This is a genomic window from Comamonas brasiliensis (genome assembly GCF_018292285.1).
In the GTDB taxonomy this organism is placed as follows: Bacteria; Pseudomonadota; Gammaproteobacteria; order Burkholderiales; family Burkholderiaceae_C; genus Comamonas; species Comamonas brasiliensis.
Map to the genome: position 1 here is coordinate 48,030 of NZ_JAANES010000001.1, position 24,636 is coordinate 72,665.

Here is a 24,636-nt window from a genome sequence, read left to right on the forward strand (position 1 = left end):
AGACTGCCGATTTTGCGGCTAGAATCTGCGTCTTGACCTCAGTAGGCGTAGATTTGCGCATTGCTGACCGCGCGGGTGGCGAAATTGGTAGACGCACCAGGTTTAGGTCCTGACGGTGGCAACACCGTGCCGGTTCGAGTCCGGCTCCGCGCACCAGATACAGGCACTCTCTGCTGCCCAAGCCCGTAACCCCAAGCCGTTACGGGCTTTTTCTTTTCCCGCCCCCTGCTGTGCAGCTGCGGTGTCAGCTTTTAAGGCAAACCCCTGTAAGGCGATGGCGGAGCCTGCGCGGCGCCTCGTTATAATGGTCGGCTTCGCCTGTTCCTGATTTGAACAAATGCCCGGCGCCAGACGCGGGTGCCAATGACCGGGGCAGGCTCTGGAAATTTGTGGTGCCGCATGTCCCAGGGGATCCCCGGGCGTGCGCGCACTGTGACTTTGCGCAACACGGTGCGGGTTGTTAGTCAATCTGCACGGTCCTCATCCCTCTTAGGAAAAATCATGGCCGTTAACGTTGAAACTCTTGAAAAGCTCGAGCGCAAGATCACGCTGAGCGTGCCCCTGTCGGCAATCCAGTCCGAAGTGGATGCCCGCCTGAAGAAGGTGGCGCGCACGGTGAAGATGGACGGCTTCCGTCCCGGCAAGGTGCCCATGAGCGTTGTGGCTCAGCGTTATGGCTACTCCGTGCAATACGAAGTGCTGAACGACAAGGTGGGCGAGGCTTTTGCCGCTGCCGTGAACGAAGCCGATCTGCGCGTTGCCGGTCAGCCCAAGATCACCGAAAAGGAAGGCGCTGCCGAAGGCGAAGCGCAATTCGAAGCCGTGTTCGAAGTCATGCCCGAAGTCAAGATCGGCGATCTGACTACTGCCGAAGTGGAAAAGCTGACCACCAGCGTGGACGACGCGGCCATCGATAAGACCGTGGACATTCTGCGCAAGCAGCGTCGCACCTTCACCGAGCGCGCTGCCGGTGAAGCCGCTGTGGACGGCGACCGCGTGACCGTGGATTTCGAAGGCAAGATCGACGGCGAGACTTTCTCCGGTGGCAAGGCTGAAGACTTCCAGTTCCTGGTCGGCGAAGGCCAGATGCTCAAGGAATTCGAGGACGCAACCCGTGGCATGAAGGCCGGCGAGTCCAAGACTTTCCCTCTGGCTTTCCCCGCTGACTACCACGGTGCCGACGTGGCCGGCAAGACTGCCGACTTCCTGGTGACCGTCAAGAAGGTGGAAGCTCCCAACCTGCCTGAAGTGAACGAAGAGTTCGTCAAGACCCTGGGCGTGGAAGGCGGCTCCGTCGAAGCCCTGCGCGACGACATCAAGAAGAACCTGGAGCGCGAAGTGAAGTTCCGCGTTCAAGGTCGCAACAAGCAAGCCGTGATGGACGCTCTGGTGTCCGTGTCCGAACTGGATCTGCCCAAGGCTTCCGTGCAAGCCGAAGTCGGCCGTCTGCTGGAAGGCGCGCGCGCCGAGCTGGAACAGCGCGGCATCAAGGATGCTGCCAAGGCTGAAATCCCCGAAGACATCTTCCTGCCCCAGGCCGAGCGTCGCGTGCGTCTGGGCCTGGTGGTGGCCGAGCTGGTCAAGAGCAACAACCTGCAAGCTACTGCCGAGCAGATCAAGGCTCATGTCGAAGAGCTGGCTTCCAGCTACGAGAAGCCCGAAGACGTGGTTCGCTGGTACTTCGGCGACCGCAACCGTCTGGCCGAAGTGGAAGCCGTTGTGATCGAAAACAACGTCACCGACTTCGTTCTGGGCAAGGCCAAGGTCACCGACAAGGCCGTTTCCTTCGACGAGCTGATGGGTCAGGCCTAAGGGCTGAACCTTTTATCGGTGCTTGCCCTAGGCAAGTTCCGATAACTTGAATTGCGGGGCTTGTGCTTTTGCGCGCAAGCCCCATTTTCTTTTCAGAATGCGGCTACAGTAGGCGCATAGCACTGGAGAAAACATGAGCGCATTGGATACATTGGGTTTGGGCATGGTGCCCATGGTCATTGAACAGTCGGGTCGCGGTGAGCGCTCCTACGACATTTATTCGCGTCTGCTCAAGGAGCGCGTGATTTTCCTAGTGGGCGAGGTCAACGACCAGACCGCCAATCTGGTGGTGGCTCAGCTGTTGTTCCTGGAAAGTGAAAATCCCGACAAGGATATTTCCTTCTACATCAACTCCCCCGGCGGCAGCGTGACGGCGGGCATGGCGATTTTCGACACCATGAACTTCATCAAGCCCGATGTCTCGACACTGTGCACCGGCATGGCCGCGAGCATGGGAGCTTTCCTGCTGTCGGCAGGTGCCAAGGGCAAGCGCTACGCACTGCCCAATGCCCAGGTCATGATTCACCAGCCTCTGGGCGGTGCACGTGGTCAGGCGACCGAGATCGAAATTCATGCCCGCGAAATCCTCAAGACCCGCGAACGCCTGAACAAGATCCTCGCCGAGCGTACCGGCCAGCCCCTGGAAAAGATCCAGAACGACACCGAGCGCGACTATTTCCTTTCCGCCGATGAGGCTAAGGACTACGGTCTGGTTGACCAGGTAATTAGCAAGCGTTCCTGAAATGCATAGCACCCAAGCCCCTGTCTGATTGGGCTTGCGGATGCCAGCAATGAAGATCCTGGGAGTTGCTGACTGGCTCCCGGGACTTGCTCGGCGGCGTTTGTCCCTGAAGGGCTACGCCGCCTTGTCTTTGGTTATCATTAATTTTCGTTTTTTCGTAACGAGGCACAGCCCCCATGGCCGATAAAAAAGGCTCTTCCACCGAAAAGAATTTGTATTGCACCTTCTGCGGCAAAAGCCAGCACGAGGTCAAAAAGCTGATCGCCGGCCCGTCCGTGTTCATCTGCGACGAGTGCATCGACTTGTGCAATGAGATCATTCGCGACGAACAGCCTGCCGCCGATGCCAAGGAAGGCCGCGGCGATCTGCCTACGCCTGCCGAAATCAAGGCCAATCTCGACAACTATGTGATCGGCCAGGAACAGGCCAAGCGCACGCTGGCCGTGGCGGTCTACAACCACTACAAGCGACTGAACCACAAGGACAAGGCCGGCAAGGACGATGTGGAGCTCAGCAAGAGCAATATCTTGCTGATCGGCCCCACGGGTTCGGGCAAGACCTTGCTGGCTCAAACGCTGGCGCGTCAGCTGAATGTCCCCTTCGTGATGGCCGATGCCACAACGTTGACCGAGGCTGGCTATGTGGGCGAGGATGTCGAGAACATCATTCAGAAGCTGTTGCAAAGCTGCGAGTACGACGTCGAGCGCGCGCAGCGCGGCATTGTCTACATCGACGAAATCGACAAGATCTCCCGCAAGTCGGACAACCCCAGCATCACGCGCGATGTCTCGGGCGAGGGCGTGCAGCAGGCGCTGCTCAAGCTGATCGAAGGCACGATGGCCAGCATTCCGCCCCAGGGTGGACGCAAGCATCCCAATCAGGATTTCCTGCAGATCGACACCACGAACATCCTGTTCATCTGCAGCGGCGCGTTTGCGGGGCTGGAGAAGGTCATCGAGAACCGTACCGAGGCTTCAGGCATAGGCTTTGGCGCTACCGTCAAGAGCAAGAAGCAGCGCTCCATCTCGGAAATGTTCCTTGAGATTGAGCCCGAAGATCTGATCAAGTTCGGCATCATCCCCGAGCTGGTCGGTCGCATGCCAGTGGTGACGGCGCTGGCCGAGCTCAGCGAAGAGGCACTGGTGCAGATCTTGACCGAGCCCAAGAACGCGCTGGTCAAGCAATACAGCAAGCTGCTGGCCATGGAAGGTGTGGAGCTGGAAATCCGCCCGGCGGCACTGAAGGCGATTGCCCGCAAGGCTCTGGCCCGCAAGACCGGCGCCCGTGGCCTGCGCTCCATCGTCGAGCAAGCACTGATCAGCACCATGTTCGAGTTGCCAACGGCTGAGAACGTGGAAAAGGTGGTGGTGGAAGAGGCCACCATTGAAGACGGCAAGGAGCCGCTGCTGGTTTACCGCGAGGCGGCCAAAAAGGCCTGATACTGTGCTTGCGTGCGAGGCGCTTCTGCGATGGGGCGCCTTGCTGCATGAGACGGAAAGGCAATGCCCCTGCGGTGGCAAAAACAATTTGCACGCAGGGGTTGAAATACACCGGTAAGCGGACCATCTTCCGCTGATAAACCGAGGATACCTATGTCTGGACAAACCCCTTTGCCTTCCACCGAGTTGGATCTGCCGCTGCTGCCCTTGCGGGACGTGGTGGTGTTTCCGCATATGGTGATTCCGCTGTTTGTGGGGCGTGCCAAGAGCATCAAGGCTCTGGAGCTGGCCATGGAAGGCGATCGCCGCATCATGCTGGTGGCGCAGAAGACGGCCTCCAAGGACGAGCCTGCAGCGGAAGACATGTTTGATGTGGGCTGCGTGTCCACCATCTTGCAGATGCTCAAGCTGCCCGACGGCACCGTGAAGGTGCTGGTCGAGGGCCAGCAGCGCGCCCTGGTCAAGCAGATCACCGACGAAGAGTCTCATTTCACGGCGTCTGTGACGCCCGTGGAGGCTGATGACAATGCCCATGAGCAGAGCGAGATCGAAGCGCTGCGCCGTGCGGTGACCCAGCAGTTTGACCAGTATGTCAAGCTCAACAAGAAGATCCCCCAGGAGATCCTGACCTCGATCGCCAGCATTGACGATGCCGGCCGCCTGACGGACACCATCGCGGCGCACCTGCCTCTCAAGCTGGAGAGCAAGCAGGCAGTGCTGGATCTGGTGGACATCAAGGAGCGTCTGGAAAACCTGTTCGAGCAGCTCGAGCGCGAGGTGGACATCCTTAATGTCGACAAGCGCATCCGTGGTCGCGTCAAGCGTCAGATGGAGAAGAATCAGCGCGACTTCTATCTGAATGAGCAGGTCAAGGCCATTCAGAAGGAGTTGGGTGAGGGCGAGGATGGGGCTGACATCGAGGAGATCGAGAAAAAGATCAAGCTCGCCAAGATGCCTGCCGAGGCCCGCAAGAAGGCCGAGGCCGAGCTCAAGAAACTCAAGCTGATGTCGCCCATGTCGGCGGAAGCTTCGGTGGTGCGCAACTACATCGAAGTGCTGACCGGCTTGCCCTGGAGCAAGAAGACCAAGATCAAACACAACCTGGCGAATGCCGAGGAAGTGCTGAACGAAGATCACTTTGGCCTGGAAAAGGTCAAGGACCGCATCCTCGAATATCTTGCCGTGCAGCAACGTGTGGACAAGGTCAAGGCCCCCATTCTGTGCCTGGTCGGACCTCCCGGCGTGGGCAAGACCTCGCTCGGTCAGTCCATTGCCAAGGCCACGGGCCGCAAGTACGTGCGCATGGCGCTGGGCGGCATGCGTGACGAGGCCGAGATTCGCGGTCACCGCCGTACCTATATCGGTGCCATGCCCGGCAAGGTGCTGCAGAGCCTGGAGAAGGTCGGCACGCGCAATCCTCTGTTCCTGCTTGACGAGATCGACAAGCTGGGCATGGATTTCCGTGGCGATCCATCGAGCGCACTGCTGGAGGTGCTGGACCCCGAGCAGAACAACAAGTTCGGCGACCACTATGTGGAGGTCGACTTCGACCTGTCCGACGTAATGTTCGTGGCGACCTCCAACTCCATGAACATTCCTTCGGCCTTGCTGGATCGCATGGAGGTGATTCGTCTGTCGGGCTACACCGAAGACGAAAAGACCAATATTGCTATCCGCTACCTGCTGCCCAAGCAACTCACCAACAATGGTGTGAAGGAGGGCGAGCTGGAGGTGACCGAAGCCGCTATCCGCGACATCGTGCGCTACTACACCCGCGAAGCAGGTGTGCGTTCGCTGGAGCGCGAGCTGTCCAAGATCTGCCGTAAGGTGGTCAAGGGCTTGCAGCTCGGCAAGCTCCAGCCCAAGGTGGAGGTGAATGCCGACAACCTCAACGACTATCTGGGCGTGCGTAAGTTCAGCTACGGTCGCGCAGAGCATGCCAATCAGGTGGGGCAGGTTGTGGGCCTGGCCTGGACCGAAGTCGGTGGCGATCTGCTGACCATCGAAGCCGCAACCATGCCTGGCAAGGGCGTCATCACCCGTACCGGTTCTCTGGGCGACGTGATGAAGGAGTCGGTGGAAGCTGCTCGTACCGTGGTGCGCAGCCGCGCTCGTCTGCTCGGCATCAAGGATGAAGCCTTTGAGAAAAAGGACATCCATGTGCACGTGCCCGATGGCGCCACGCCCAAGGACGGTCCCAGCGCCGGTGCCGCGATGACGACGGCGTTTGTCTCGGCGCTCACGGGCATTCCCGTGCGTGCTGACGTGGCCATGACCGGTGAAATCACTTTGCGTGGCGAAGTCACGGCGATTGGTGGGCTCAAGGAAAAGCTGCTGGCGGCTCTGCGTGGTGGCATCAAGACCGTGCTGATTCCCGAAGAGAACGTCAAGGATTTGCAGGACATTCCCGATAACGTGAAGAGCGGCCTGGAGATCGTTCCTGTGAAGTGGATCGATCAGGTTCTCAAGGTGGCCCTGGAGCGCGTGCCCGATCCTTTGTCTGAGGATGCAGTAGCCGCTGTGGCGGCCACCGATGCCAAGCCGGTCGAGGCAGCCATCAAGCATTGATGCTTGTTTTGTGAAAATTGTGGCGTTTTTTCTGGGAGTGCTCAGAACTGCGCTACAATTCATCCATCGCAGCAAACAACGTTGTACAATGTTGGGCTTCGGTAGATATGCGGGAATAGCTCAGTTGGTAGAGCGATACCTTGCCAAGGTATAGGTCGACGGTTCGAACCCGTTTTCCCGCTCCAGGTTTTCAGAGCCTGTAGCAATACAGGTTCGCATCAAAAAGCGAAAGCTTTTTGAGTGCGGGAATAGCTCAGTTGGTAGAGCGATACCTTGCCAAGGTATAGGTCGACGGTTCGAACCCGTTTTCCCGCTCCAGGTCTTCAGAACCTGTAGCAATACAGGTTCGCATCAGAAAGCGAAAGCTTTCTGAATGCGGGAATAGCTCAGTTGGTAGAGCGATACCTTGCCAAGGTATAGGTCGACGGTTCGAACCCGTTTTCCCGCTCCAGGTTTTCAGAACCTGTAGCAATACAGGTTCGCATCGGAAAGCGAAAGCTTTTTGAATGCGGGAATAGCTCAGTTGGTAGAGCGATACCTTGCCAAGGTATAGGTCGACGGTTCGAACCCGTTTTCCCGCTCCAGGTTTTTGTGATAGCGGCGCGATAGCAAAGCGGTTATGCCCCGGATTGCAAATCCGGTTAGACCAGTTCGACTCTGGTTCGCGCCTCCAAACTTGTGGCATAAGCCCTGCAGATGAAAGTCTGCAGGGCTTTTTGCTTTGTCCGCCTAGTATCTCAATACGCTGCAAATCCTGAAGCCGGGCGCCGCATTTGCATCGCCCTATGCAACTCAGGCCTGCTGCAGGCCATGTCTTTTTGTTATGAAAAAGCCCAGGGCAATGCCCTGGGCGAGTCGGAGGAGACGGGAGCGATGCCTGCGTTCAGGCGGGCTCGGCCAGCTTCACGCTTTGGCGTAATGTCTTGGCGGCTTCCACCATATGCTGTAGCGCCGGAATCACTTCGGCCCACTGACGTGTCTTGAGACCGCAGTCTGGATTGACCCAGAGGCGTTCGGCGGGAATGCGCTCTGCTGCTTTCTGCATGAGCAGCACGATGTCAGCCTTGGTGGGGATATTGGGAGAGTGGATGTCGTAGACCCCCGGGCCGATCTCATTGGGGTAGTCGAAGTGTTCGAAGGCCTCCAGCAACTCCATGTCCGAGCGCGAAGTCTCTATGGTGATCACGTCGGCATCCATGGCCGCAATCGACGCCATGATGTCGTTGAATTCCGAATAGCACATATGGGTGTGAATCTGGGTTTCATCGGCAACGCCATTGGCGCTGATGCGGAACGCTTCCACGGCCCAGTGCAGATATTCCTGCCATTGTGATTTGCGCAATGGCAGGCCCTCGCGCAATGCGGCTTCGTCGATCTGGATCACGCGAACGCCGGCTCTTTCCAAGTCAAGCACTTCTGCGCGAATCGCCAGAGCCAGCTGGTAGCAGGATTTGGAGCGGGGCTGGTCATCCCGCACGAATGACCAGTTCAGTATGGTGACCGGGCCTGTCAGCATTCCTTTCATGGGTTTGCGGGTCAAGGACTGGGCGTACTGGATCCATTCTGTCGTCATCGCCTTGGGACGGCTGATATCGCCGAACAGAATGGGCGGCTTGACGCAGCGTGAGCCATAGGACTGGACCCAGCCGAACTGGCTGAAGGCATAGCCGTCGAGCTGTTCGCCGAAATATTCGACCATGTCGTTGCGCTCGGCCTCGCCATGCACGAGCACGTCCAGCCCCAGAGCCTCCTGCTCTTGCACGCAGCGTTCGATCTCGGCGCGCATGGTGCTTTGGTAGCGGGCGAAATCCAGGCGACCGGCCTTGAATTCGCTGCGTGCCTGGCGGATCTCTGTCGTCTGGGGGAAAGAGCCGATGGTGGTGGTCGGGAAGGCCGGTAGCTTGAGCAGACCGGCTTGCTTGGGGGTGCGTGCTTCGTAGCTGCTGCGGCGCTGTCCCAGCCCGGCGCTGATCTGCTTGACCGCAGCTTGCACGGCAGGGTTGTGGACGCGGGGCGATGTGCGGCGTGCGGCCAGAGCGGCAGCGTTGTCTGCCAGTTCGGCCTCGACGCAATCTCGGCCGTGGCGCAAAGCCTTGCCCAGCACACGCAGCTCATCCAGTTTTTGCTGTGCGTAAGCCAGCCATGACTTGATGTCCGCATCCAGCCTTTGTTCGCTGTTCAGATCCACGGGTACATGCAACAAGGAGCAGGATGGCGCAATCCAGAGGCGTTCGCCCAGGCGCTCGGCCAGCGGCTCCACCCAGTCGAGCACGGCATTCAGATCAGTTTTCCAGATATTGCGGCCGTTGATCACCCCCAGGGACAACACCTTGTGTGCGGGCAGCAGACCCAGCAGTTGCTGCACATCATCCTGGCCATTGACGGCATCGATGTGCAGGCCAGCCACTGGCAGGTTTGCTGCCAGATACTTGTTCTCGGCCAACTGGCCGAAATAGGTCGCCAGCAGCAGCTTGACCCTGCAGCTCTTGAGGTGGTGGTAGGCAGTGTTGAATGCATGTTGCCAGTCGGCATCGAGTTCGGTGACCAGGATGGGTTCATCCATCTGCACCCATTCCACGCCCTGGGCCGCCAGCACATCCAGCAACTGGGCATAGACTGGCAGCAGGCGTTGCAGCAGCTCCAGCTTGCCGACACCGTCCTTGGCCTTGCCCAGCACCAGATAGGTGACGGGGCCGATGAGAACCGGTTTGGCCTGTATGCCTTGTGCCCTGGCTTCGGCCAGCTGTTCCAGCAGGCGCGATGCATCGAGCTTGAATTCGGTGACCGAGCTGAACTCGGGCACGATGTAGTGGTAGTTGGTGTCAAACCACTTGGTCATCTCGCCCGCAGCGACGCCAGCGCAGCAGTGGGTGTGGCCGGTACTACGGGACTTGGTCGTGATTGCCGAACGGCCGCGGGCCACGCGAAAGTAGTTGTCCAGCGCATCGCCTTCGAAGCCTTGCACCCGTTCGGGCAGATTGCCCAGCGTAAAGCTCATGTCCAGTACCTGGTCGTAGAAAGCGAAGTCGCCCACGGGCACCCAGTCCAGCTCTTGCTGCGCAGCCCAGTGGCGTTGGCGCAGCTCGGCGCCCAGCGCCTTGAGTGCATCGCGCGAGGTCTCGCCTCTCCAATAGGACTCCAGCGCGAACTTCAGTTCGCGCTTTGCGCCGATGCGAGGAAAGCCCAGGTTGTGAATAGTCGTCATGCAGAAATCCAGTCTTTTGATCTTTGGCCCATGGCCAGAGTGGCTCGGGTCAGCGGACTGGATGTTCTTTGAATCGATGCATGAAGTAAAATGGTTGTTTCTCATGTATCCATGAATTGTGTTCACAGATGATTGAGCGTATCCATCTCGCCATCGTGCAAGAGGTTGAAAAACAAGGCTCTTTGACTGCGGCAGCCGATGTGTTGTGCGTCACGCAGTCCGCCCTGAGCCACAGCATGAGAAAGCTGGAAGCCCAGCTTGGCACCGATGTCTGGCTGCGTGAAGGGCGCAGCCTGCGCTTGACGCAGGCGGGTCAATACCTGCTGGCGGTGGCTAATCGCGTGCTGCCTCAGCTGGATCTGGCCGAGTCCCGTTTGCAGCAATTTGCCCAGGGGGAGCGCGGCAGCTTGCGCATCGGCATGGAATGCCATCCTTGCTACCAGTGGCTGCTGAAAATCGTCTCCCCCTATCTGGCCGCCTGGCCCGATGTGGATGTGGACGTGAAGCAGAAGTTCCAGTTTGGTGGCATCGGTGCGCTGTTCGGCTATGAGATCGACATGCTGGTCACGCCCGATCCGCTGTTCAAGCCGGGTCTGCACTTTGAGCCCGTCTTTGACTATGAGCAGGTGCTGGTGGTGGCTGCGGATCACGCCCTGGCCCAGGCCGGCCATGTCAAGCCCGGTGATCTGTCTCGCGAGGTGCTGATTACCTATCCCGTGGCCGTAGACCGGCTTGATATCTATACCCAGTTTTTGCTGCCCAAAGGCATTGCCCCCAGGCGCCATAAAACCATAGAGACCACCGACATCATGATGCAGATGGTCGCCAGCGGCCGGGGTGTCGCGGCCCTGCCGCGCTGGCTGGCTCTGGAATATGCCGAAAAGATGGCTGTCGTACCCGTGAAGCTGGGCAGCAAGGGGATCGCCAAGCAAATCTACCTCGGTGCGCGCGAGGCAGAGTTGCATACGGACTATCTACAGGCCTTTATTGCGCTGGCACGAGCACCTGGCCTGGCTCTGCCTGCTGCGGCACCTTCTCAGAAAGACTCTTGAAAAGATAGCTGCAATCGATTGCTGGATAAGCGATAGTGGCTGATTCACAGGTTGATAGCCGTCATGCCCGGTGCCGATGCCCGATCGGCTTGCCGTCCGGCCTGCACGCCCCACAGCCACATGGCGCCGCCCGCCAGCAGTGTCAGCACAAACGATTGCTGTGCGCCCCAGTGGTCGATCAGCCAGCCGGCAGCGGCTGCACCCAGGGCCACGCCGCTGGCGAGGCCAGTCAGCAGCCAGGTCATGCCCTCGGTCAGGCGGTTGGCGTGTACCTGCTGCTCCACCAGGCTCATGGCCACGGTAATCGTCGGGCCAAAGGTAATGCCTGCCAGCAGCACGGCCAGCGTCAGTGCGGTCAGATTGCTGGCCAGCAGCAGGGGCAGGGCGGAGATGGCGACCGATGCCCCGACCCAGACGATCTGGCGGCTGAGCGGCATCTGCAGGCGTAGCGTGCCAAACAGCAAGCCCATGGCGCAAGAGCCCAGCGCATAGAAGGACAGCACCACACTGGCCATGCCAGGCTGGCCCTGTGCCGTGGCAAAGGCCACGCTGGCCACATCGATCACGCCCACGATGATGCCTTGCGCCAGCATGAACAGTGCCAGCGTGCGTACCACTGGCTGGCGCAGCATCGACGAGGACCTGTCTTTTTCCGATTCGGTATGTGGGCTGACAGGTGGTTCGGTGCGGCGCTGCACCACAAACAGGCCCACGCCGATGATGAGGAACAGCGCCGCAGCCAACGGGCCGGCCTCGGGGAACAGCAGCATGCTGAGGCCCACCGACAGCGGCGGGCCGACGATAAAGGCCAGATCATCGAGCACGCCCTCCAGTGCAAACGCTGTCTGCAACTGAGGAGTGCCGCTGTAGATTGCCGTCCAGCGGGCGCGAACCATCGCCGGCATGCTGGGCAGGCTGCCGACAGCAGCGGCCAGTACCAGCAGCAGCCAGTCCGGTCCCTCCCAGTGGGCACAGGCAAGCAGCGCCAGCATGGACAGCGCACTGCTGGCGGCCGCAAACGGCAGCACCCTGAACTGGCCGTAACGGTCAACCAACGCCGAAATGCGCGGTGCCAGAACGGCAATCGAGAGCGCGAAACAGGCCGACACCATGCCTGCCAGCGTATAGGCGCCGCGCTGCTGCGACAGCATGGTGATCAGGCCAATCCCCGTCATGGACAGCGGCAGTCGCGCCAGCAGCCCGGCCAGCACAAAGCCCGTGCTGCCCGGCGCCGTGAACAGCTTGCGGTAAGCATTCAACATGGAAACCCTTGCATAGATTCATTTGCATACATTGTGTATGCGAGTGACATTCTAGGAGCTTGGGATGTAGCGCGTATGATTGGCATACGCTTTGTATGTGAATATTGCCGGGAGTTCGCAGTGACCCAAGTCCGCCAGAGTCGTGCCAGCATGATCGAAGCTACGCGGGCCAAGCTGATCAGCGCGGCGCGCAGCGCTTTCGCCGAGCATGGCTATGCCCAGGCAGCCATGGACGAGTTGACCGCGCAGGCCGGTTTGACGCGCGGCGCGCTCTATCACCACTTTGGTGGCAAGCCTGGTCTGCTGGCTGCCGTGGTGGCGCAGATGGATGAAGAAATGGACCAGCGGCTGGAGCTTGTGCTGCGAGGCCATGCCGATCCATGGGAAGGCTTTCTGGCCTATTGCCGCGCCTATCTGGCCATGGCACAGGAGGCTGAGATTCGTCGCATCGTGCTGCAGGATGCGCGCTCTGTGCTCACCGGTACCGATCAGGGGCAGCAGCATCAGCAATGCATTGCTTTTATCGCGGGCTTTTTGCAGCAGCTCATCGACGAGGGCATCATCGTGAATGCCAGTGCAGCGGCGCTGGCAAGGTTGCTCAACGGCTGCCTGATCGAAGCGGCTTTCTGGATTGCCGAGGAGGGCGCTCCGCCCGAGCGCCTGAACGAGGCCTTGCAGGCGCTGGATTTGATGCTGCAGGGCTGGAAGGCGGGCTGAGCTGGTGCCCAAGCGGGTATCTTCAATGTCTGCAGGCTGACCGCCGCAGACGGGTTCAGGAGGACGCAGTGGCGGCGTTGCTGCACCTGTTGCATGCGGCGCAATCCTGATGGAAAAGTGGCCTGGCTTCGGTGATGCTTTGCATATGACTCTTCACCCAACCCTTGGAGCTGCACATGACAAGTGAACCGAAGATCAAAGGCCCGGCCTCCTACTTTCCGTCCATCGAGAAAACCTACGGCCAGCCGGTCACGCACTGGATCAAGATTCTCGAAGGCCTGCACGACAAGAAACATATGGAGCAGGTCGCGTATCTCAAGCTCGAGCATGGCATCGGCCATGGGCATGCGAACGCGCTGGTCGCATACCATCGGGCGCAATTTGGCGGCCAGTGAGAGTGCATCTTGCCGAGTCGCGAGCGTCAGAAGTGATGTGCGGCCTGGTACTGCCTATCTTTCGCGAGCCCCACACCTCCAGCGATCCCATGAAATTCAAGAAAGTGCTCCGTGAAGCGTTGCGGCTCTGGCCATCGCAAATAGGGATTTCTGACGGACGCCTCATGGCCGGCGACGGAGGTCTGTTTCCCCAGCTGTCCGAACGCTGGGAGATGGCAGAAGCCCATGCAAAAGCGTGGAGCGAGGCGCATCAGCTGATGGTCTGGGCGATCTTCTGCGCCTGGCACAAAGCTGCGGTCGCACACTTCAAGGCGGGTCGGGGCCGGATTGCCAAATCGGATCTGGATATGCGGCATCTCCGCCAGAGGTATGAAGAAAGCCTGTTCGCGGATGGCAGCCGCTACCCACGGCAGATGCTGCGTGCCTATCGCCGTGAGCTGAAGTCCGGGCCAAGACCTGCTCCATAGGCTCAGCCTTCATGCGGATGAAAAAAACAGCGTGCAACGCTTGATGCCCAGGCGTTGCACGCTGTCTGCTCCTTGGGGCATGCCTTGGAGTTACTGGTACTTCTGCTCCAGCCCATCCCAGAAGTCCTTGTTCACCAGCCGCTGGCGTTCAAGGAAGGGAGCGACGATGGCAGGGTCCTCATCAACCTTGTGATCGTCGCGCAGCAGAGTCAGGCACTTTTGCATGCCGGCCACGGCCCCTTGCAGTGCTGCATTGGCGTAGAGCACAAAGCCATAGCCCAGCTCGCCCAGTTCGTCGGCGTTGAAGATGGGGGTCTTGCCGCCGATGACCATATTCATGAGCTGCGGGGCTTGCAGACGCAGCGGCAGGGCGCGAACTTCTTCGGCCTGGGTGACGGCTTCGACAAACAGGATGTCGGCGCCGGCTTCCTGAAACTGCTGGGCGCGCTCGATGGCGGCCTCAAAACCATGGACGGCTGCAGCGTCGGTGCGGGCCATGATGAGGGTGCCGCTATCGCGGCGCGCATCGACGGCGGCCTTGATCTTGCCCAGCATTTCGCTGGTTTCGATCACGGCCTTGCCATTGAAGTGGCCGCAGCGTTTGGGGCTGACCTGGTCTTCGAGCTGAATGCAGTCGGCACCGGCACGCTCCAGCGTGCGCACGGCATGGTAGGTATTGACGGCGTTGCCAAAGCCGGTGTCGGCATCGACCAGCAGCGGCACTTCCACGGCGTCGCGGATGCGGGCCGTATGGTCGGCGATATCGCTGAGGCCCATAAAACCCTGGTCGGGCATGCCGAACCACATATTGGTCACGCCGGCACCGGTCACATAGATGGCTTCAAAGCCCAGATCGGCGATCAGCCGCGCCGACATGGCGTTGAAGGCTCCGGGAACAATGACGCCGCGGCGGGCATCGGCCAGGGCCTTGAGTTGTTGTTTCGGGTTCATGAGATTTCTTGTTGAAAAGGGCTTTGAGGCTTATCTGATGGGCGTATTCAGATATCAGGCTTGATGGCTGCATGCACTTCTGGCGGGCGCTGCCAGGCAGAGCTGCTCCGCAGCTCTCCAGAGGATTAGTCCAGCGAAATATTCGCGTTCTTGATCACCGGTCCCCACTTGGCGCGCTCGGCTTCAAGATATTTGCCATAGGCCTGAGGCGTGCCGCCCATGATCTGGCCGCCGCTGCTTTCGATCATCTGGCGCAGAGACTTGTCGTTCTTGAGCGCTTCGTTGACGGCCTGGTTGAGCTTGGCCACCACGGCATCGGGCGTGCCGGCCGGCGCAATCATGCCCAGCCAGTTGTACGACTCAAAGCCCTTGACCCCGGCTTCGTCCAGCGTGGGCACTTCGGGCAGCACGGCCAGACGGGTCTTGCTGGAGACAGCCAGGGCATTGATCTTTTTGGCCTTGATGGAAGGCAGGGCCGAGTAACCCATCTCGAACATCATGGCCAGATGGCCGCCCATGAGGTCGGTGGCTGCCAGCGAGCCGCCTTTGTAGGGCACATGGGTCAGCTGGGTCTGGGTCTGGTAGGCCAGCAACTCGCCCGACAGATGATGGGCCCCGCCCACGCCCGAGGAGCCATAGGTCAGATCGCCAGGCTTGGCCTTGGCATGGGCCAGCAGTTGCTGGACGCTCTTGAAGGGCTGGTTGGGAGCGGTGGTCAGAAACAGGGGAGCCTGCTCGATGAGGATGATGGGCTTGAACGCCGTCTTGGCGTCATAAGGCATCTTCTTCATCAGCATGGGGTTGGTGACCAGGGGGCCGGGCGAGCCGAAGCCGAAGGTGTGGCCGTCGTTGGCCTTGGCGATGGCATCCGTGCCCGTCACGCCACCGGCACCGCCGCGGTTGTCGATGATCACAGGCTGGCCCAGCACCTTGCCCAGCGAGTCGGCAATCAGGCGTGCGCGGGTGTCGGCATAGCCGCCTGCCGCATAGGGCACGATGAGCTTGACGGTGCGGGTAGGCCAGGCTTCAGAGCCCTGGGCCAGCGCGGCAGAGGAGCTGCCCAGCAGGGCGGCAGCGCAGGCAGTGGCACGCAGCAAGGCGTTTCTACGGGAAATCATGGATCAGCTTTCAGTACTATTTTCAGGCTTCAGCGCATATGGGGCATACGCTAGATGCTATGTTTTTTGTGAATCTCACTTTTCCTGCATTTGAGCTGCCTTGACGATCTCGCCCAGGCGCTTGCGCTCGGCATCGGAAAACTTCACGAATTCCGCACGTGTGCCGCCGACCGGCTCGATGCCCAGTCCCTTGAGCTTCTCGACGGTGGCAGGCTCCTTCATGGCCTTGTCCACGGCAGCTGCCAGCTTGTCCAGAATGGCGGGTGGCGTGCCCTTGGGGGCATGAATGCCGGCCCAGTGCGCGATCTGCAGATCGGCAAAGCCTTGCTCGACGGCGGTGGAGAGCTGAGGGTAGGCCGAGATGCGCTGGGTCCAGGTCGTGGCCAGAGGCTTGAACTTGCCCTCGTGAATGATGTGCGGCAGCGCGATGATGCTGGCTTCGGAAGTGCCTTCAACCTGGCCGCCCAGCACGGCCGTGGTGCTCTCCGAACCGCTCTTGTAGGGTACGGGCTGCAGCTTGGCACCGTATTTCACATTCAGCATCTCGGCCACGAAGTGCGGCGTGCTGCCCGTGCCGGCGGTGGCAAAGTTGAAGCCCGCGCCCTTCTTCGAAGCTTCGACGAAGTCGCGCAGATTGTTATAGGGCGCGTTCTTGGGCACCACGATCACCGAAGGTGCCAGGCCGATCATCACCACGGGCTGCAGAGCATCATCCTTGAAAGGCATGGTCTTCTTGATCATGCTGTTGGAGATGACGCCTGCCGCGCTGACCAGCAGCGTGTAGCCATCGGGCTGGGCCTTGGCCACGATATCGGCACCCACTGTGCCACCTGCGCCGGGGCGGTTGTCGATCACCACGGGTTGGCCGAGGATCTTGGAAGCGCCTTCGGCCGCCGAACGGGCCATCAAGTCATTGGCGCCGCCTGCGGAAAACGGCACCACGAGGCGAATCGGGCGCGTGGGCCAATCGGCGGCCTGTGCCAGGCCTGCTGCGCCCAGCACGGAAAGAGTCAAGGCCTGGACAACAAGATTGCGACGGTTCAAAAACATGGATATCTCCTGGATCCAAATCCCTATTGGTATGGGCTGTTACAGCAAGCACTGTGCCAGGCAGGTCTAGGGAAAACCCTTTGTATTCCAAGTGTTTGAAATCATTGGAATTTCTGTAGTTTTGTGGAGTGTCCACCTGCGGTTGTACATAGCTTCTGTTTCGATAATGAAATAATTGTTTTCATGAATGAAACAGATGCGATATCGAACGATGGCGTCAAACGTATGCCGACGGCTGGCCAGCCGCATTTGCCTCACATCGTCACCGTAGGTCGTTACCGTGTGGGGCGGGTGCTGGAGCGGCTGGCACAACTCTGGTCGGGCGAGGCCAGGTTCTCGCACATCTCGGCTTCTTTCGACGATGCGGTGGCCCAGGTGCAGGCGCTCAATCTGCGCCAGCCCATCGATGCCCTGGTGGGGGCGGGAGCCAGTGGTGCCTGGATTCGAGAACGCGTGGACATTCCAATGGCCATGGTCGAAGTGCGTGGCCTGGATTTGCTGCAGGCGCTGCGGCAGGCCAAGTTGCAGACCACCGAAGAAGCTCCGCGCGTGGGACTGGTCAACTTCGAGGTGCCGTCGCCGGTGGTGGCACAGTTCGACAGCCTGTTCGGCCTGGGTCTGGTCCAGATCGCCTATCAGGGGCCGCATGACGCGCAGGCCTGCGTGCAGAAACTCAGGGCGTCGGGCGTTGGCGCCGTGGTGGCGCCGGGCCTGGTGGCTGATCTGGCAGAGCAGGCGGGCATGGCCAGCGTGTTGCTGTATTCCGATATTTCGGTGCGCCAGGCGCTCAGCGATGCCATGCTGCTGGCCCGTCATCGCCGCGCCGAGCGCGACCGGCATCAACGCCTGGAAACCGTGTTGCACCAGCTGCAGGACGGTGTGGCGGCCGTGGACGAGCGTGGCCGCATTTGCGCGCTGAACCCACGCATGGCCGCCTTGCTCGGGGCCCCGGTCGAGGCCTTGCACGGCCGCATGCTGGACGAGGTGGCTCCGGCCCTGGGTACGGCCCGGGCACTGGCGGGCGAGGAGGGTGGAGAAGAGGTGGTGCAACTGGCCCTGCGTACCCTGGTGGTGCGACGAGCGCCAATTGTGGAGAGCGGGCTGGTGACCGGCGCTTTGCTGGTCTGCCGCGATCCTGCCGTCATTCAGCGGGCCGACCGCAGCCTGCGCGCCAGTCAGCGGCAAAAAGCTGCCGGTGTGCGCTGGCGCATTGAGGACTATCTGGGCAGCAGCCCCGCTGCCCAGCGCGTGCGACTGCTGGCCAGACAGTACGCGAACAGCGATGCGACGGTGCTGATCCTGGGCGAAAGCGGGACCGGCAAGGAGCTGGTGGCGCAAGGCATTCACAGCGCGGGACGGCGTGCGGAACAGCCATTTCTGGCGGTCAACTGCGCGGCGCTCAGCGAAAGCCTGCTGGAGAGCGAGCTTTTCGGTTACGAGGAAGGCGCTTTTACCGGGGCCAGGCGCGGCGGCAAGATCGGCTTGATAGAGGCTGCGCATACCGGGACTCTGTTTCTCGATGAAATCGGCGACATGCCGCTGGCATTGCAATCGCGGCTGCTGCGTGTGCTGCAGGAGCGCGAGGTATTGCGCGTGGGCTCCACCACGCCGATTCCCGTGGATGTGCGCGTGATTGCCGCCACCCATGCGGATCTGGTAGATCAGGTGGAGCGTGGCCGGTTCCGGCGCGATCTCTATTACCGACTGGCGGTGCTGCGCCTGAGCACGCCTTCGCTGCAAACGCGTGGCACCGCCGATATTGCGCAACTGGGCCGCGCCATGCTGGCTCAGCGCCTGAGCGCTGCAAGCGGGTTGCCCCGCGCACAGCATGACAGGGTGGAGCAGCAGCTCGATGCACTGCTGGCCAGGGCTGCGGCGCATGACTGGCCCGGCAATGTCCGTGAACTGGACAACTGGGTGGAGCGTCTGCTGGCCTGCAGCGACTATCTGGGCTCAGACCGGGGCTGCCTTCTGGATATGGCGCGCTTGCTTGAAGTCTTCCCGGAGTGTGCCGACGGCCTGGCTCTGGCCGAGCCTGCAGCGGCCCGGCAGGCACAGCTCAGAGACGCGGGCCGCCTTGCCGAACAGAAGCGATTGCGCGAGGTGCTGGAGTCGGTCGGGGGTGATCAGCGCCGGGCCTGCGAGATTCTCGGCATCAGCCGGGCCACTCTGTGGCGGCGCATGAAGGCTTAGCGGAGGTCCTGCGCTGCCATGCGTATTATTTCGGCCAATGGCTGGGATGCACAGCCTGAAATCCGGCATCTGGCGCAACAATCTCCAGCCAGCCTCGGGCTTTCAAGCTCTGAAAGACTGCAGGCGCGGCAAGGCCGGGACCGACCACAAGGCAGGCCGGAGTTTTATCGATTGGGATCGGGAGAGACGGGTTATGTCCGACGTGAGCGAGCTTGAGAATGAGAGTGCGGTCTATAGAACCTTGCTGGAGTCCACCAAGGCCATTCCCTGGAAGATCGACTGGGCGACCATGAAGTTCGCCTATATCGGCCCTCAGATCGAGAGCCTGCTTGGCTGGAGTCGTGAAAGCTGGGTCAGTGTCGAAGACTGGGCCATGCGCATGCACCCCGATGACCGCGAATATGTGGTGAACTTCTGCGTGAGCCAGTCCCAGGCCGGCGTGGACCATGAGGCTGACTATCGCGCGCTGACCAAGGACAACGGCTATGTCTGGATTCGCGATGTGGTCCATGTGGTGCGCAATGCGCGAGGCGAGGCCGAAGCGCTGATCGGCTTCATGTTCGACATCAGCGAGCGCAAGAAGACCGAGGAAAGGCTGCTGAGTCTGCAAAAGGAGCTGGAAGTGCTCTCCTTCAGAGACGGTCTGACCAGCATCGCCAACCGGCGCTGCTTCGATACCAGCTTCGAGCAGGAGTGGGAGCGCACGCGCAGCGATGGCAAGCCACTGTCCATGCTGCTGTTCGATGTTGACTTCTTCAAGCAATACAACGATTTGTACGGCCATATCCAGGGCGACAAATGTCTGGTGGATATTGCGCAGACCCTGAGCCTGGCGCTGGACGGACAGCGTGACCTGGTGGCGCGTTACGGTGGCGAGGAGTTTGTGGTGCTGCTGCCCGAAGCCGATGCCGAAACCGCGCAAAAAGTGGCCGAGCGCTGCCAGCGCCTGATCCAGAAGCAGTCCATCGTGCATGCGCTGTCGCCCCACGGCAGGCGGGTCACCATGAGCATTGGTGCGGGCACGGTGCTGCCGGCAGAGCATGATCGACCTGCCAGCTTTATAGAAGCCGTGGACCGGCAGCTCTATGCGGCCAAGAACAAAGGCCGCCACCGGATTGAAAGCGTCATCTTGAGCGCTTGAACCCTGCCCAGGCCTGCGTGCGGCAGGCGCCCGGCAGGGCAATACCCGGTGTCAGGCCTGCAGCACTTCGCCCGGCACCCGTACCCAGCCTTCCATCAGAATGCGGGCGCTGCGGCTCATCAAGGCCTTGGTGACCAGCCATTGACCATGCTCGCTCCTGGCTTCGGCCCCCACACGCAGGGTGCCGCTGGGATGGCCGAAGCGTACGGACTGGCGCTCGCCGCCGCCCGCCGCCAGATTGACCAGCGTGCCCGGAATGGCGGCAGCCGTGCCGATGGCGACGGCGGCAGTGCCCATCATGGCGTGGTGCAGCTTGCCCATGGACAGCGCCCGCACCAAGAGATCGATGTCCTTGGCAGCAATCGCTTTGCCGCTGGAGGCGATATAGCTTTGCGCAGGAGCCACAAAGCCTATCTTGGGCGTGTGCTGGCGTGTGGCAGCTTCACTCAGATCCTTGATCAAGCCCATCCTGAGTGCGCCATGGGCGCGGATGGCTTCGAACCTGGCCAGGGCGGGGTCATCGCCGTTGATGGCGTCCTGCAGTTCGCAGCCGGTATAGCCCAGCTCTCTGGCATCGAGAAAGATGGTCGGAATGCCTGCATTGATGAGGGTCGCGCAAAAGCGGCCGACGCCGGGCACGTCCAGCTCGTCGCAGACATTGCCGGTGGGGAACATGGCGTCTCCGTCCTCACCTTCATCGGCGGGATCCAGGAACTCCAGGGCCACTTCGGCGGCGGCAAAGGTCACACCGTCAAGTTCGAAGTCCCCGGTCTCCTGCACCTGACCGTCGCGGATATGCACATGGTTGATGATGGTCTTGCCGATATTGGCTTGCCAGATGCGAATGGTGGCCACGCCGTTGAGCGGAATGCGCTCGGCCGGAATCAGGCCCATGTGAATGGCGCAGGGGCCGACGGCAGCGCTCAGGTTGCCGCAGTTGCCGCTCCAGTCCACAAAAGGCTGATCGATGGACACCTGTCCAAACAGATAGTCCACATCGTGATCGGCGCTTGCGCTCCTGCTGAGGATCACCCCCTTGCTGGTGGAGGATGAGGCATTGCCCATGCCGTCAATCTGTTTGCCATAGGGGTCGGGGCTGCCCAGGGTGCGCAGAAAGATGGCGTCGCGAACAGGGCCGGGCTGTCGGGCCGCTTCGGGCAGATCCTGAAGCTTGAAGAACACACCTTTGCTGGTGCCTCCGCGCATATAGGTGGCGGGAATGCGGATTTGCGAAGTGAGGGACATGGAATGGCAAACAAACAAGGTATTCAAGACTCAAGCCAGGGCTTGAGTCTTGAATCAGTGAAACAGGCGTAGCTGTTGAGGACGAGGCGGAGAGCCGGAAGCCAATGGCCAGCGATGCAGTACCTGGTAGCGTAACTGCTTGCCTGTGCCGGTTCGCTCGACCAGCTGGATCTCATCGATCAGCCAGTCGACGGGATCGATACGCCGAGTGGGCAGGGCATGCAGAGCTCTGTAGCTGATGGTGATGTGCGGTCTATGGCCGCCATCCTTGAAGCCATGGGATTCCAACTCGGTCTGCAGCGTTGTCAGCAACTGGTTGAAAGGCTCTGGACGTCCGCGGGTGCGCAAAGACCAGTGAATGCGATCGCCCACCTCACCGCGAACGCGGTTGAAGCTGAGCTCGAAGGCCTTGAGCTGCGCCTCTTGCACGGCTTTGCCTGCGGCCAGCAAGGCGAGCAGTGCCTCTTGCCCGGAGTCAAACGGGCCACACCAGGTTTGGTGCCAGTTATCTGGAGAGAACAGGCGCTCGCCCAGTTCCTCATCCAGGCCCAAAGCGCTGATCCGGGCACGCAGGCGATGACGTACCGGGCTTTTGGGCTGGGTGACAATCAGTATGCGTGCCTGGCTCATAGCTGCTCCTTAGCTCACAAGTTCAGCCGTCGATGTGGGATCGGCCGCTGCGCTGTCCGCCAGGAAGTCCTGGGCAAAGCGCTGCAGCACGCCACCGGCCTCGTAAATCGAGACCTCTTCAGCGGTATCGAGGCGGCACAGTACCGGCACTTCGGTGCGGGCACCTGTCGTTCGGTGGATATGAAGTGTAAGCGTGGCCTGGGGGCTACGCTGGCCGATGACATCAAAGCTCTCAGTGCCATTCAGCCCCAGTGTGTGGCGGCTCGTGCCGGGCAGGAACTCCAGCGGCAACACCCCCATGCCGATCAGATTGGTGCGGTGGATCCGCTCGAAGCCTTCGGCCACGATGGCCTCCACACCGGCAAGGCGCACGCCCTTGGCGGCCCAGTCGCGGCTTGATCCCTGGCCGTAGTCGGCTCCGGCGATGATGACCAGTGGCTGCTTGCGCTCCATATAGGTCTCTATGGCTTCCCACATGCGCAGCGTCCGGCCTTCGGGCTCGACCCGGGCGAGAGAGCCCTGGCGTACCTTGCCATGGTCGTCCACAATCATTTCGTTGAAGAGCTTGGGGTTGGCAAAGGTGGCGCGCTGTGCGGTCAGGTGGTCGCCGCGATGCGTGGCATAGGAGTTGAAGTCCTCCTCGGGCAGACCCATTTTGTGCAGATACTCTCCTGCGGCCGAGTCCATCAGAATGGCGTTGGACGGCGAGAGGTGATCGGTGGTGATGTTGTCGGGCAGTATGGCCAGCGGGCGCATGCCGCGCAGTGTGCGCTTGGCGGCCAGCGCACCCTCCCAGTAGGGCGGGCGGCGGATATAGGTGCTCTGCGGGCGCCAGTCATACAGTGCCTCGACCTTTTCGCCCTGGTCTGCGCGGATGGCAAACATGGGCTCATAGACCGCGCGGAACTGCTCGGGGTGGACGGCGGCCTTGGCCACGGTATCGATTTCCTCGTCGCTGGGCCAGATGTCTTTCAGGCGGATTTCGCGGCCCTGGAAGAGGCCCAGCACATCGTTCTCGATATCGAAGCGGATGGTGCCCGCAATCGCATAGGCCACGACCAGCGGCGGCGAAGCTAGGAAGGCTTGCCTGGCATGGGGGTGGATGCGGCCATCGAAGTTGCGATTGCCGGAGAGCACGGCTGTGGTGTGGAGGTCGCGATCCACGATTTCCTGCTGAATGGCGGGATCGAGTGCGCCGCTCATGCCGTTGCAGGTGGTGCAGGCAAAGGCCACCACGCCAAAGCCCAGCGCCTCCAGGTCATGCAGCAGACCAGCTTGCTGCAGATACAGCGGCACGGTCCTGGAGCCGGGAGCCAGAGAGGTCTTTACCCAGGGCTTGCGCTCCAGGCCCAGATTGCGCGCATTGCGTGCCAGCAGGCCGGCGGCGATCACATTGCGCGGGTTGCTGGTATTGGTGCAGCTGGTAATGGCTGCAATGATGACCGCTCCATCGGGCATCCTTCCCTCGGTTTGCGTCCACTCACCGGCAATACCTCTTGCCGCAAGCTCGCTGGTGGCCAGGCGGGCGTGCGGATTGGAAGGGCCGGCCATATTGCGCACCACGCCGGACAGATCAAAGCTCAGCGTACGTTCGTACTCGGCATTCTCCAGACTGTCTGCCCACAGACCTGCCTGTTTGGCGTAGTTCTCTACCAGTTGCACCTGCTCGGGCTCGCGCCCCGTCAGGCGCAGATAGTCGATCGTCTGTTCGTCGATCGCAAACATGGCCGCCGTGGCTCCATATTCGGGTGCCATATTCGATATGGTGGCGCGGTCGCCGATGGAGAGGCCGCGTGCGCCGTCGCCATGGAACTCCAGATAGCTGCCCACCACTTTTTGCTGACGCAGGAATTGGGTCAGGGCCAGCACGATATCGGTGGCGGTAATGCCTTTCTGACGCTTGCCGCTCAGCTGCACGCCAACGATTTCGGGCAGGCGCATCCACGATGCGCGCCCCAGCATCACACTCTCGGCCTCCAGCCCGCCCACGCCCACGGCGATCACGCCCAGTGCATCGACATGCGGCGTGTGACTGTCCGTGCCCACCAGAGTATCCGGATATGCTTCACCATCGATGGCATGGATCACAGGGCTCATACGCTCCAGATTGATCTGGTGCATGATTCCGTTGCCCGGCGGAATCACCTCCACATTCTTGAAGGCCTGTTTGCACCACTCGATGAAATGAAAGCGGTCCTCATTGCGCCGGTCTTCGATGGCGCGGTTTTTCTCAAAGGCTTGAGGATCGTCGCCACCGCACTCCACGGCCAGCGAGTGGTCCACGATCAGTTGCACGGGCACCACGGGATTGACGGCGGCCGGATCGCCACCTTGCCCGGCAATCGCATCACGCAGGCCGGCCAGATCCACGAGAGCCGTCTGGCCGAGGATGTCATGACAGACCACGCGGGCCGGAAACCAGGGAAAGTCGCGCTCGCGCTTGCGCTCAATGATCTGAACAAGGCATTCGTTCAGAATGGCCGGGCTGCAACGGCGCACCAGGTTTTCGGCATGGACGCGGCTGGTATAGGGCAGTGTGATCCAGCTGCCGGGGCGCAGGGCTTCCACAGCAGCTTGCGCATCGAAGTAGTGAAGCTGGCTGCCTGGCAGGGGCTTGCGGTAACGCTGGGATTGGGGCGTGTTCATTGT

Annotated in this window: 18 protein-coding genes and 6 tRNA genes; 16 read left to right on the top strand and 8 right to left on the bottom strand. The window is 60.9% G+C overall.

Features of this window, described 5'->3' with window-relative positions:
* Nucleotides 1–69 precede the first annotated feature (69 nt).
* The 10 genes from DJFAAGMI_RS00230 to DJFAAGMI_RS00275 all read left to right on the top strand — a co-directional run bounded on the left by DJFAAGMI_RS00230 (nucleotide 70) and on the right by DJFAAGMI_RS00275 (nucleotide 7,234).
* A tRNA-Leu gene (locus tag DJFAAGMI_RS00230) sits at nucleotides 70–156 on the top strand.
* A gap of 345 nt (nucleotides 157–501) precedes the next feature.
* Nucleotides 502–1,812 carry a trigger factor gene (tig, locus tag DJFAAGMI_RS00235; RefSeq protein ID WP_167009870.1) on the top strand — a complete coding sequence of 437 codons (1,311 nt, stop codon included), beginning with the start codon at nucleotides 502–504 and terminating at the stop codon, nucleotides 1,810–1,812.
* 133 nt (nucleotides 1,813–1,945) lie between these two features.
* The gene (gene clpP / locus DJFAAGMI_RS00240; protein ID WP_003057504.1) at nucleotides 1,946–2,554 is read left to right on the top strand and encodes an ATP-dependent Clp endopeptidase proteolytic subunit ClpP; all 609 of its coding nucleotides are present in this window, start codon (nucleotides 1,946–1,948) and stop codon (nucleotides 2,552–2,554) included.
* A gap of 176 nt (nucleotides 2,555–2,730) precedes the next feature.
* The gene (gene clpX, locus DJFAAGMI_RS00245) at nucleotides 2,731–3,993 is read left to right on the top strand and encodes an ATP-dependent Clp protease ATP-binding subunit ClpX (RefSeq protein ID WP_003057503.1); all 1,263 of its coding nucleotides are present in this window, start codon (nucleotides 2,731–2,733) and stop codon (nucleotides 3,991–3,993) included.
* Between the two features lie 153 nt (nucleotides 3,994–4,146).
* Nucleotides 4,147–6,561, top strand: coding sequence for an endopeptidase La (gene lon, locus DJFAAGMI_RS00250; RefSeq protein WP_211455505.1), 2,415 nt, complete (start codon nucleotides 4,147–4,149; stop codon nucleotides 6,559–6,561).
* 109 nt (nucleotides 6,562–6,670) lie between these two features.
* Nucleotides 6,671–6,746, top strand: a tRNA-Gly gene (locus tag DJFAAGMI_RS00255).
* Nucleotides 6,747–6,803: 57 nt separating this feature from the next.
* Nucleotides 6,804–6,879: transfer RNA gene (locus tag DJFAAGMI_RS00260), tRNA-Gly, on the top strand.
* A gap of 57 nt (nucleotides 6,880–6,936) precedes the next feature.
* Nucleotides 6,937–7,012, top strand: a tRNA-Gly gene (locus tag DJFAAGMI_RS00265).
* A gap of 57 nt (nucleotides 7,013–7,069) precedes the next feature.
* Nucleotides 7,070–7,145 (top strand) — tRNA-Gly (locus tag DJFAAGMI_RS00270).
* Nucleotides 7,146–7,160: 15 nt separating this feature from the next.
* A tRNA-Cys gene (locus tag DJFAAGMI_RS00275) sits at nucleotides 7,161–7,234 on the top strand.
* 210 nt (nucleotides 7,235–7,444) lie between these two features.
* Here DJFAAGMI_RS00275 and metE read toward each other — a convergent pair.
* Nucleotides 7,445–9,766, bottom strand: a complete 2,322-nt coding sequence (gene metE, locus DJFAAGMI_RS00280; RefSeq protein ID WP_211455506.1) for a 5-methyltetrahydropteroyltriglutamate--homocysteine S-methyltransferase — start codon at nucleotides 9,764–9,766, stop codon at nucleotides 7,445–7,447.
* A 128-nt stretch (nucleotides 9,767–9,894) separates the two neighbouring features.
* Here metE and DJFAAGMI_RS00285 point away from each other — a divergent pair, with 128 nt between their 5' ends.
* Complete coding sequence (locus DJFAAGMI_RS00285; protein WP_043005871.1) at nucleotides 9,895–10,818, top strand: LysR family transcriptional regulator; 924 nt, start codon at nucleotides 9,895–9,897, stop codon at nucleotides 10,816–10,818.
* 44 nt (nucleotides 10,819–10,862) lie between these two features.
* Here DJFAAGMI_RS00285 and DJFAAGMI_RS00290 read toward each other — a convergent pair whose 3' ends face one another.
* A complete protein-coding gene (locus DJFAAGMI_RS00290; RefSeq protein ID WP_211455507.1) occupies nucleotides 10,863–12,080 on the bottom strand; it encodes an MFS transporter in 1,218 nt (405 codons plus the stop codon).
* 150 nt (nucleotides 12,081–12,230) lie between these two features.
* Here DJFAAGMI_RS00290 and DJFAAGMI_RS00295 point away from each other — a divergent pair, with 150 nt between their 5' ends.
* From DJFAAGMI_RS00295 to DJFAAGMI_RS00305, 3 genes are all read left to right on the top strand, one after another.
* Nucleotides 12,231–12,797 carry a TetR/AcrR family transcriptional regulator gene (locus DJFAAGMI_RS00295; RefSeq protein WP_211456669.1) on the top strand — a complete coding sequence of 189 codons (567 nt, stop codon included), beginning with the start codon at nucleotides 12,231–12,233 and terminating at the stop codon, nucleotides 12,795–12,797.
* Nucleotides 12,798–12,973: 176 nt separating this feature from the next.
* The gene (locus DJFAAGMI_RS00300; RefSeq protein WP_211455508.1) at nucleotides 12,974–13,192 is read left to right on the top strand and encodes a DUF4287 domain-containing protein; all 219 of its coding nucleotides are present in this window, start codon (nucleotides 12,974–12,976) and stop codon (nucleotides 13,190–13,192) included.
* A gap of 89 nt (nucleotides 13,193–13,281) precedes the next feature.
* Nucleotides 13,282–13,659, top strand: a complete 378-nt coding sequence (locus tag DJFAAGMI_RS00305; RefSeq protein WP_211455509.1) for a hypothetical protein — start codon at nucleotides 13,282–13,284, stop codon at nucleotides 13,657–13,659.
* A gap of 90 nt (nucleotides 13,660–13,749) precedes the next feature.
* On the opposite strand, the gene DJFAAGMI_RS00310 is transcribed toward DJFAAGMI_RS00305, so the two are convergent.
* The 3 genes from DJFAAGMI_RS00310 to DJFAAGMI_RS00320 form a co-directional block, all read right to left on the bottom strand.
* On the bottom strand, nucleotides 13,750–14,610 hold the full coding sequence (locus DJFAAGMI_RS00310; RefSeq protein ID WP_087086043.1) for an isocitrate lyase/PEP mutase family protein: 861 nt from the start codon (nucleotides 14,608–14,610) through the stop codon (nucleotides 13,750–13,752).
* Between the two features lie 125 nt (nucleotides 14,611–14,735).
* The gene (locus DJFAAGMI_RS00315) at nucleotides 14,736–15,728 is read right to left on the bottom strand and encodes a Bug family tripartite tricarboxylate transporter substrate binding protein (protein WP_211455510.1); all 993 of its coding nucleotides are present in this window, start codon (nucleotides 15,726–15,728) and stop codon (nucleotides 14,736–14,738) included.
* Nucleotides 15,729–15,803: 75 nt separating this feature from the next.
* Entirely contained in the window at nucleotides 15,804–16,778 is a 975-nt protein-coding gene (locus DJFAAGMI_RS00320) for a Bug family tripartite tricarboxylate transporter substrate binding protein (RefSeq protein WP_211455511.1), read from the bottom strand.
* A 183-nt stretch (nucleotides 16,779–16,961) separates the two neighbouring features.
* On the opposite strand from DJFAAGMI_RS00320, the gene prpR reads away from it, so the two are divergent.
* Together prpR and DJFAAGMI_RS00330 are read left to right on the top strand one after the other, a co-directional pair.
* The gene (gene prpR / locus DJFAAGMI_RS00325) at nucleotides 16,962–18,971 is read left to right on the top strand and encodes a propionate catabolism operon regulatory protein PrpR (RefSeq protein ID WP_211455512.1); all 2,010 of its coding nucleotides are present in this window, start codon (nucleotides 16,962–16,964) and stop codon (nucleotides 18,969–18,971) included.
* 193 nt (nucleotides 18,972–19,164) lie between these two features.
* The gene (locus tag DJFAAGMI_RS00330) at nucleotides 19,165–20,112 is read left to right on the top strand and encodes a sensor domain-containing diguanylate cyclase (RefSeq protein WP_211455513.1); all 948 of its coding nucleotides are present in this window, start codon (nucleotides 19,165–19,167) and stop codon (nucleotides 20,110–20,112) included.
* 51 nt (nucleotides 20,113–20,163) lie between these two features.
* Here the strand turns inward: DJFAAGMI_RS00330 and prpF are convergent, their stop codons facing one another.
* The 3 genes from prpF to acnD are packed head-to-tail and all read right to left on the bottom strand — an operon-like array spanning nucleotide 20,164 to nucleotide 24,633.
* Nucleotides 20,164–21,357, bottom strand: a complete 1,194-nt coding sequence (prpF, locus tag DJFAAGMI_RS00335) for a 2-methylaconitate cis-trans isomerase PrpF (protein ID WP_211455514.1) — start codon at nucleotides 21,355–21,357, stop codon at nucleotides 20,164–20,166.
* Nucleotides 21,358–21,411: 54 nt separating this feature from the next.
* Nucleotides 21,412–21,987 carry a 2'-5' RNA ligase family protein gene (locus tag DJFAAGMI_RS00340; protein ID WP_211455515.1) on the bottom strand — a complete coding sequence of 192 codons (576 nt, stop codon included), beginning with the start codon at nucleotides 21,985–21,987 and terminating at the stop codon, nucleotides 21,412–21,414.
* 9 nt (nucleotides 21,988–21,996) lie between these two features.
* On the bottom strand, nucleotides 21,997–24,633 hold the full coding sequence (gene acnD / locus DJFAAGMI_RS00345) for a Fe/S-dependent 2-methylisocitrate dehydratase AcnD (RefSeq protein ID WP_211455516.1): 2,637 nt from the start codon (nucleotides 24,631–24,633) through the stop codon (nucleotides 21,997–21,999).
* Nucleotides 24,634–24,636 lie beyond the last annotated feature (3 nt).

Bases quoted from the DNA above. Each gene is read 5' to 3' on its own strand.
- acnD (WP_211455516.1), bottom strand. From the start codon at position 24,633: ATGAACACGCCCCAATCCCAGCGTTACCGCAAGCCCCTGCCAGGCAGC.
- lon (WP_211455505.1), top strand. From the start codon at position 4,147: ATGTCTGGACAAACCCCTTTGCCTTCCACCGAGTTGGATCTGCCGCTG.
- DJFAAGMI_RS00305 (WP_211455509.1), top strand. From the start codon at position 13,282: ATGAAATTCAAGAAAGTGCTCCGTGAAGCGTTGCGGCTCTGGCCATCG.
- DJFAAGMI_RS00300 (WP_211455508.1), top strand. From the start codon at position 12,974: ATGACAAGTGAACCGAAGATCAAAGGCCCGGCCTCCTACTTTCCGTCC.
- prpF (WP_211455514.1), bottom strand. From the start codon at position 21,357: ATGTCCCTCACTTCGCAAATCCGCATTCCCGCCACCTATATGCGCGGA.
- DJFAAGMI_RS00315 (WP_211455510.1), bottom strand. From the start codon at position 15,728: ATGATTTCCCGTAGAAACGCCTTGCTGCGTGCCACTGCCTGCGCTGCC.
- DJFAAGMI_RS00285 (WP_043005871.1), top strand. From the start codon at position 9,895: ATGATTGAGCGTATCCATCTCGCCATCGTGCAAGAGGTTGAAAAACAA.
- clpX (WP_003057503.1), top strand. From the start codon at position 2,731: ATGGCCGATAAAAAAGGCTCTTCCACCGAAAAGAATTTGTATTGCACC.
- DJFAAGMI_RS00310 (WP_087086043.1), bottom strand. From the start codon at position 14,610: ATGAACCCGAAACAACAACTCAAGGCCCTGGCCGATGCCCGCCGCGGC.
- DJFAAGMI_RS00290 (WP_211455507.1), bottom strand. From the start codon at position 12,080: ATGTTGAATGCTTACCGCAAGCTGTTCACGGCGCCGGGCAGCACGGGC.
- tig (WP_167009870.1), top strand. From the start codon at position 502: ATGGCCGTTAACGTTGAAACTCTTGAAAAGCTCGAGCGCAAGATCACG.
- DJFAAGMI_RS00340 (WP_211455515.1), bottom strand. From the start codon at position 21,987: ATGAGCCAGGCACGCATACTGATTGTCACCCAGCCCAAAAGCCCGGTA.
- metE (WP_211455506.1), bottom strand. From the start codon at position 9,766: ATGACGACTATTCACAACCTGGGCTTTCCTCGCATCGGCGCAAAGCGC.
- clpP (WP_003057504.1), top strand. From the start codon at position 1,946: ATGAGCGCATTGGATACATTGGGTTTGGGCATGGTGCCCATGGTCATT.
- DJFAAGMI_RS00295 (WP_211456669.1), top strand. From the start codon at position 12,231: ATGATCGAAGCTACGCGGGCCAAGCTGATCAGCGCGGCGCGCAGCGCT.
- DJFAAGMI_RS00330 (WP_211455513.1), top strand. From the start codon at position 19,165: ATGTCCGACGTGAGCGAGCTTGAGAATGAGAGTGCGGTCTATAGAACC.
- prpR (WP_211455512.1), top strand. From the start codon at position 16,962: ATGAATGAAACAGATGCGATATCGAACGATGGCGTCAAACGTATGCCG.
- DJFAAGMI_RS00320 (WP_211455511.1), bottom strand. From the start codon at position 16,778: ATGTTTTTGAACCGTCGCAATCTTGTTGTCCAGGCCTTGACTCTTTCC.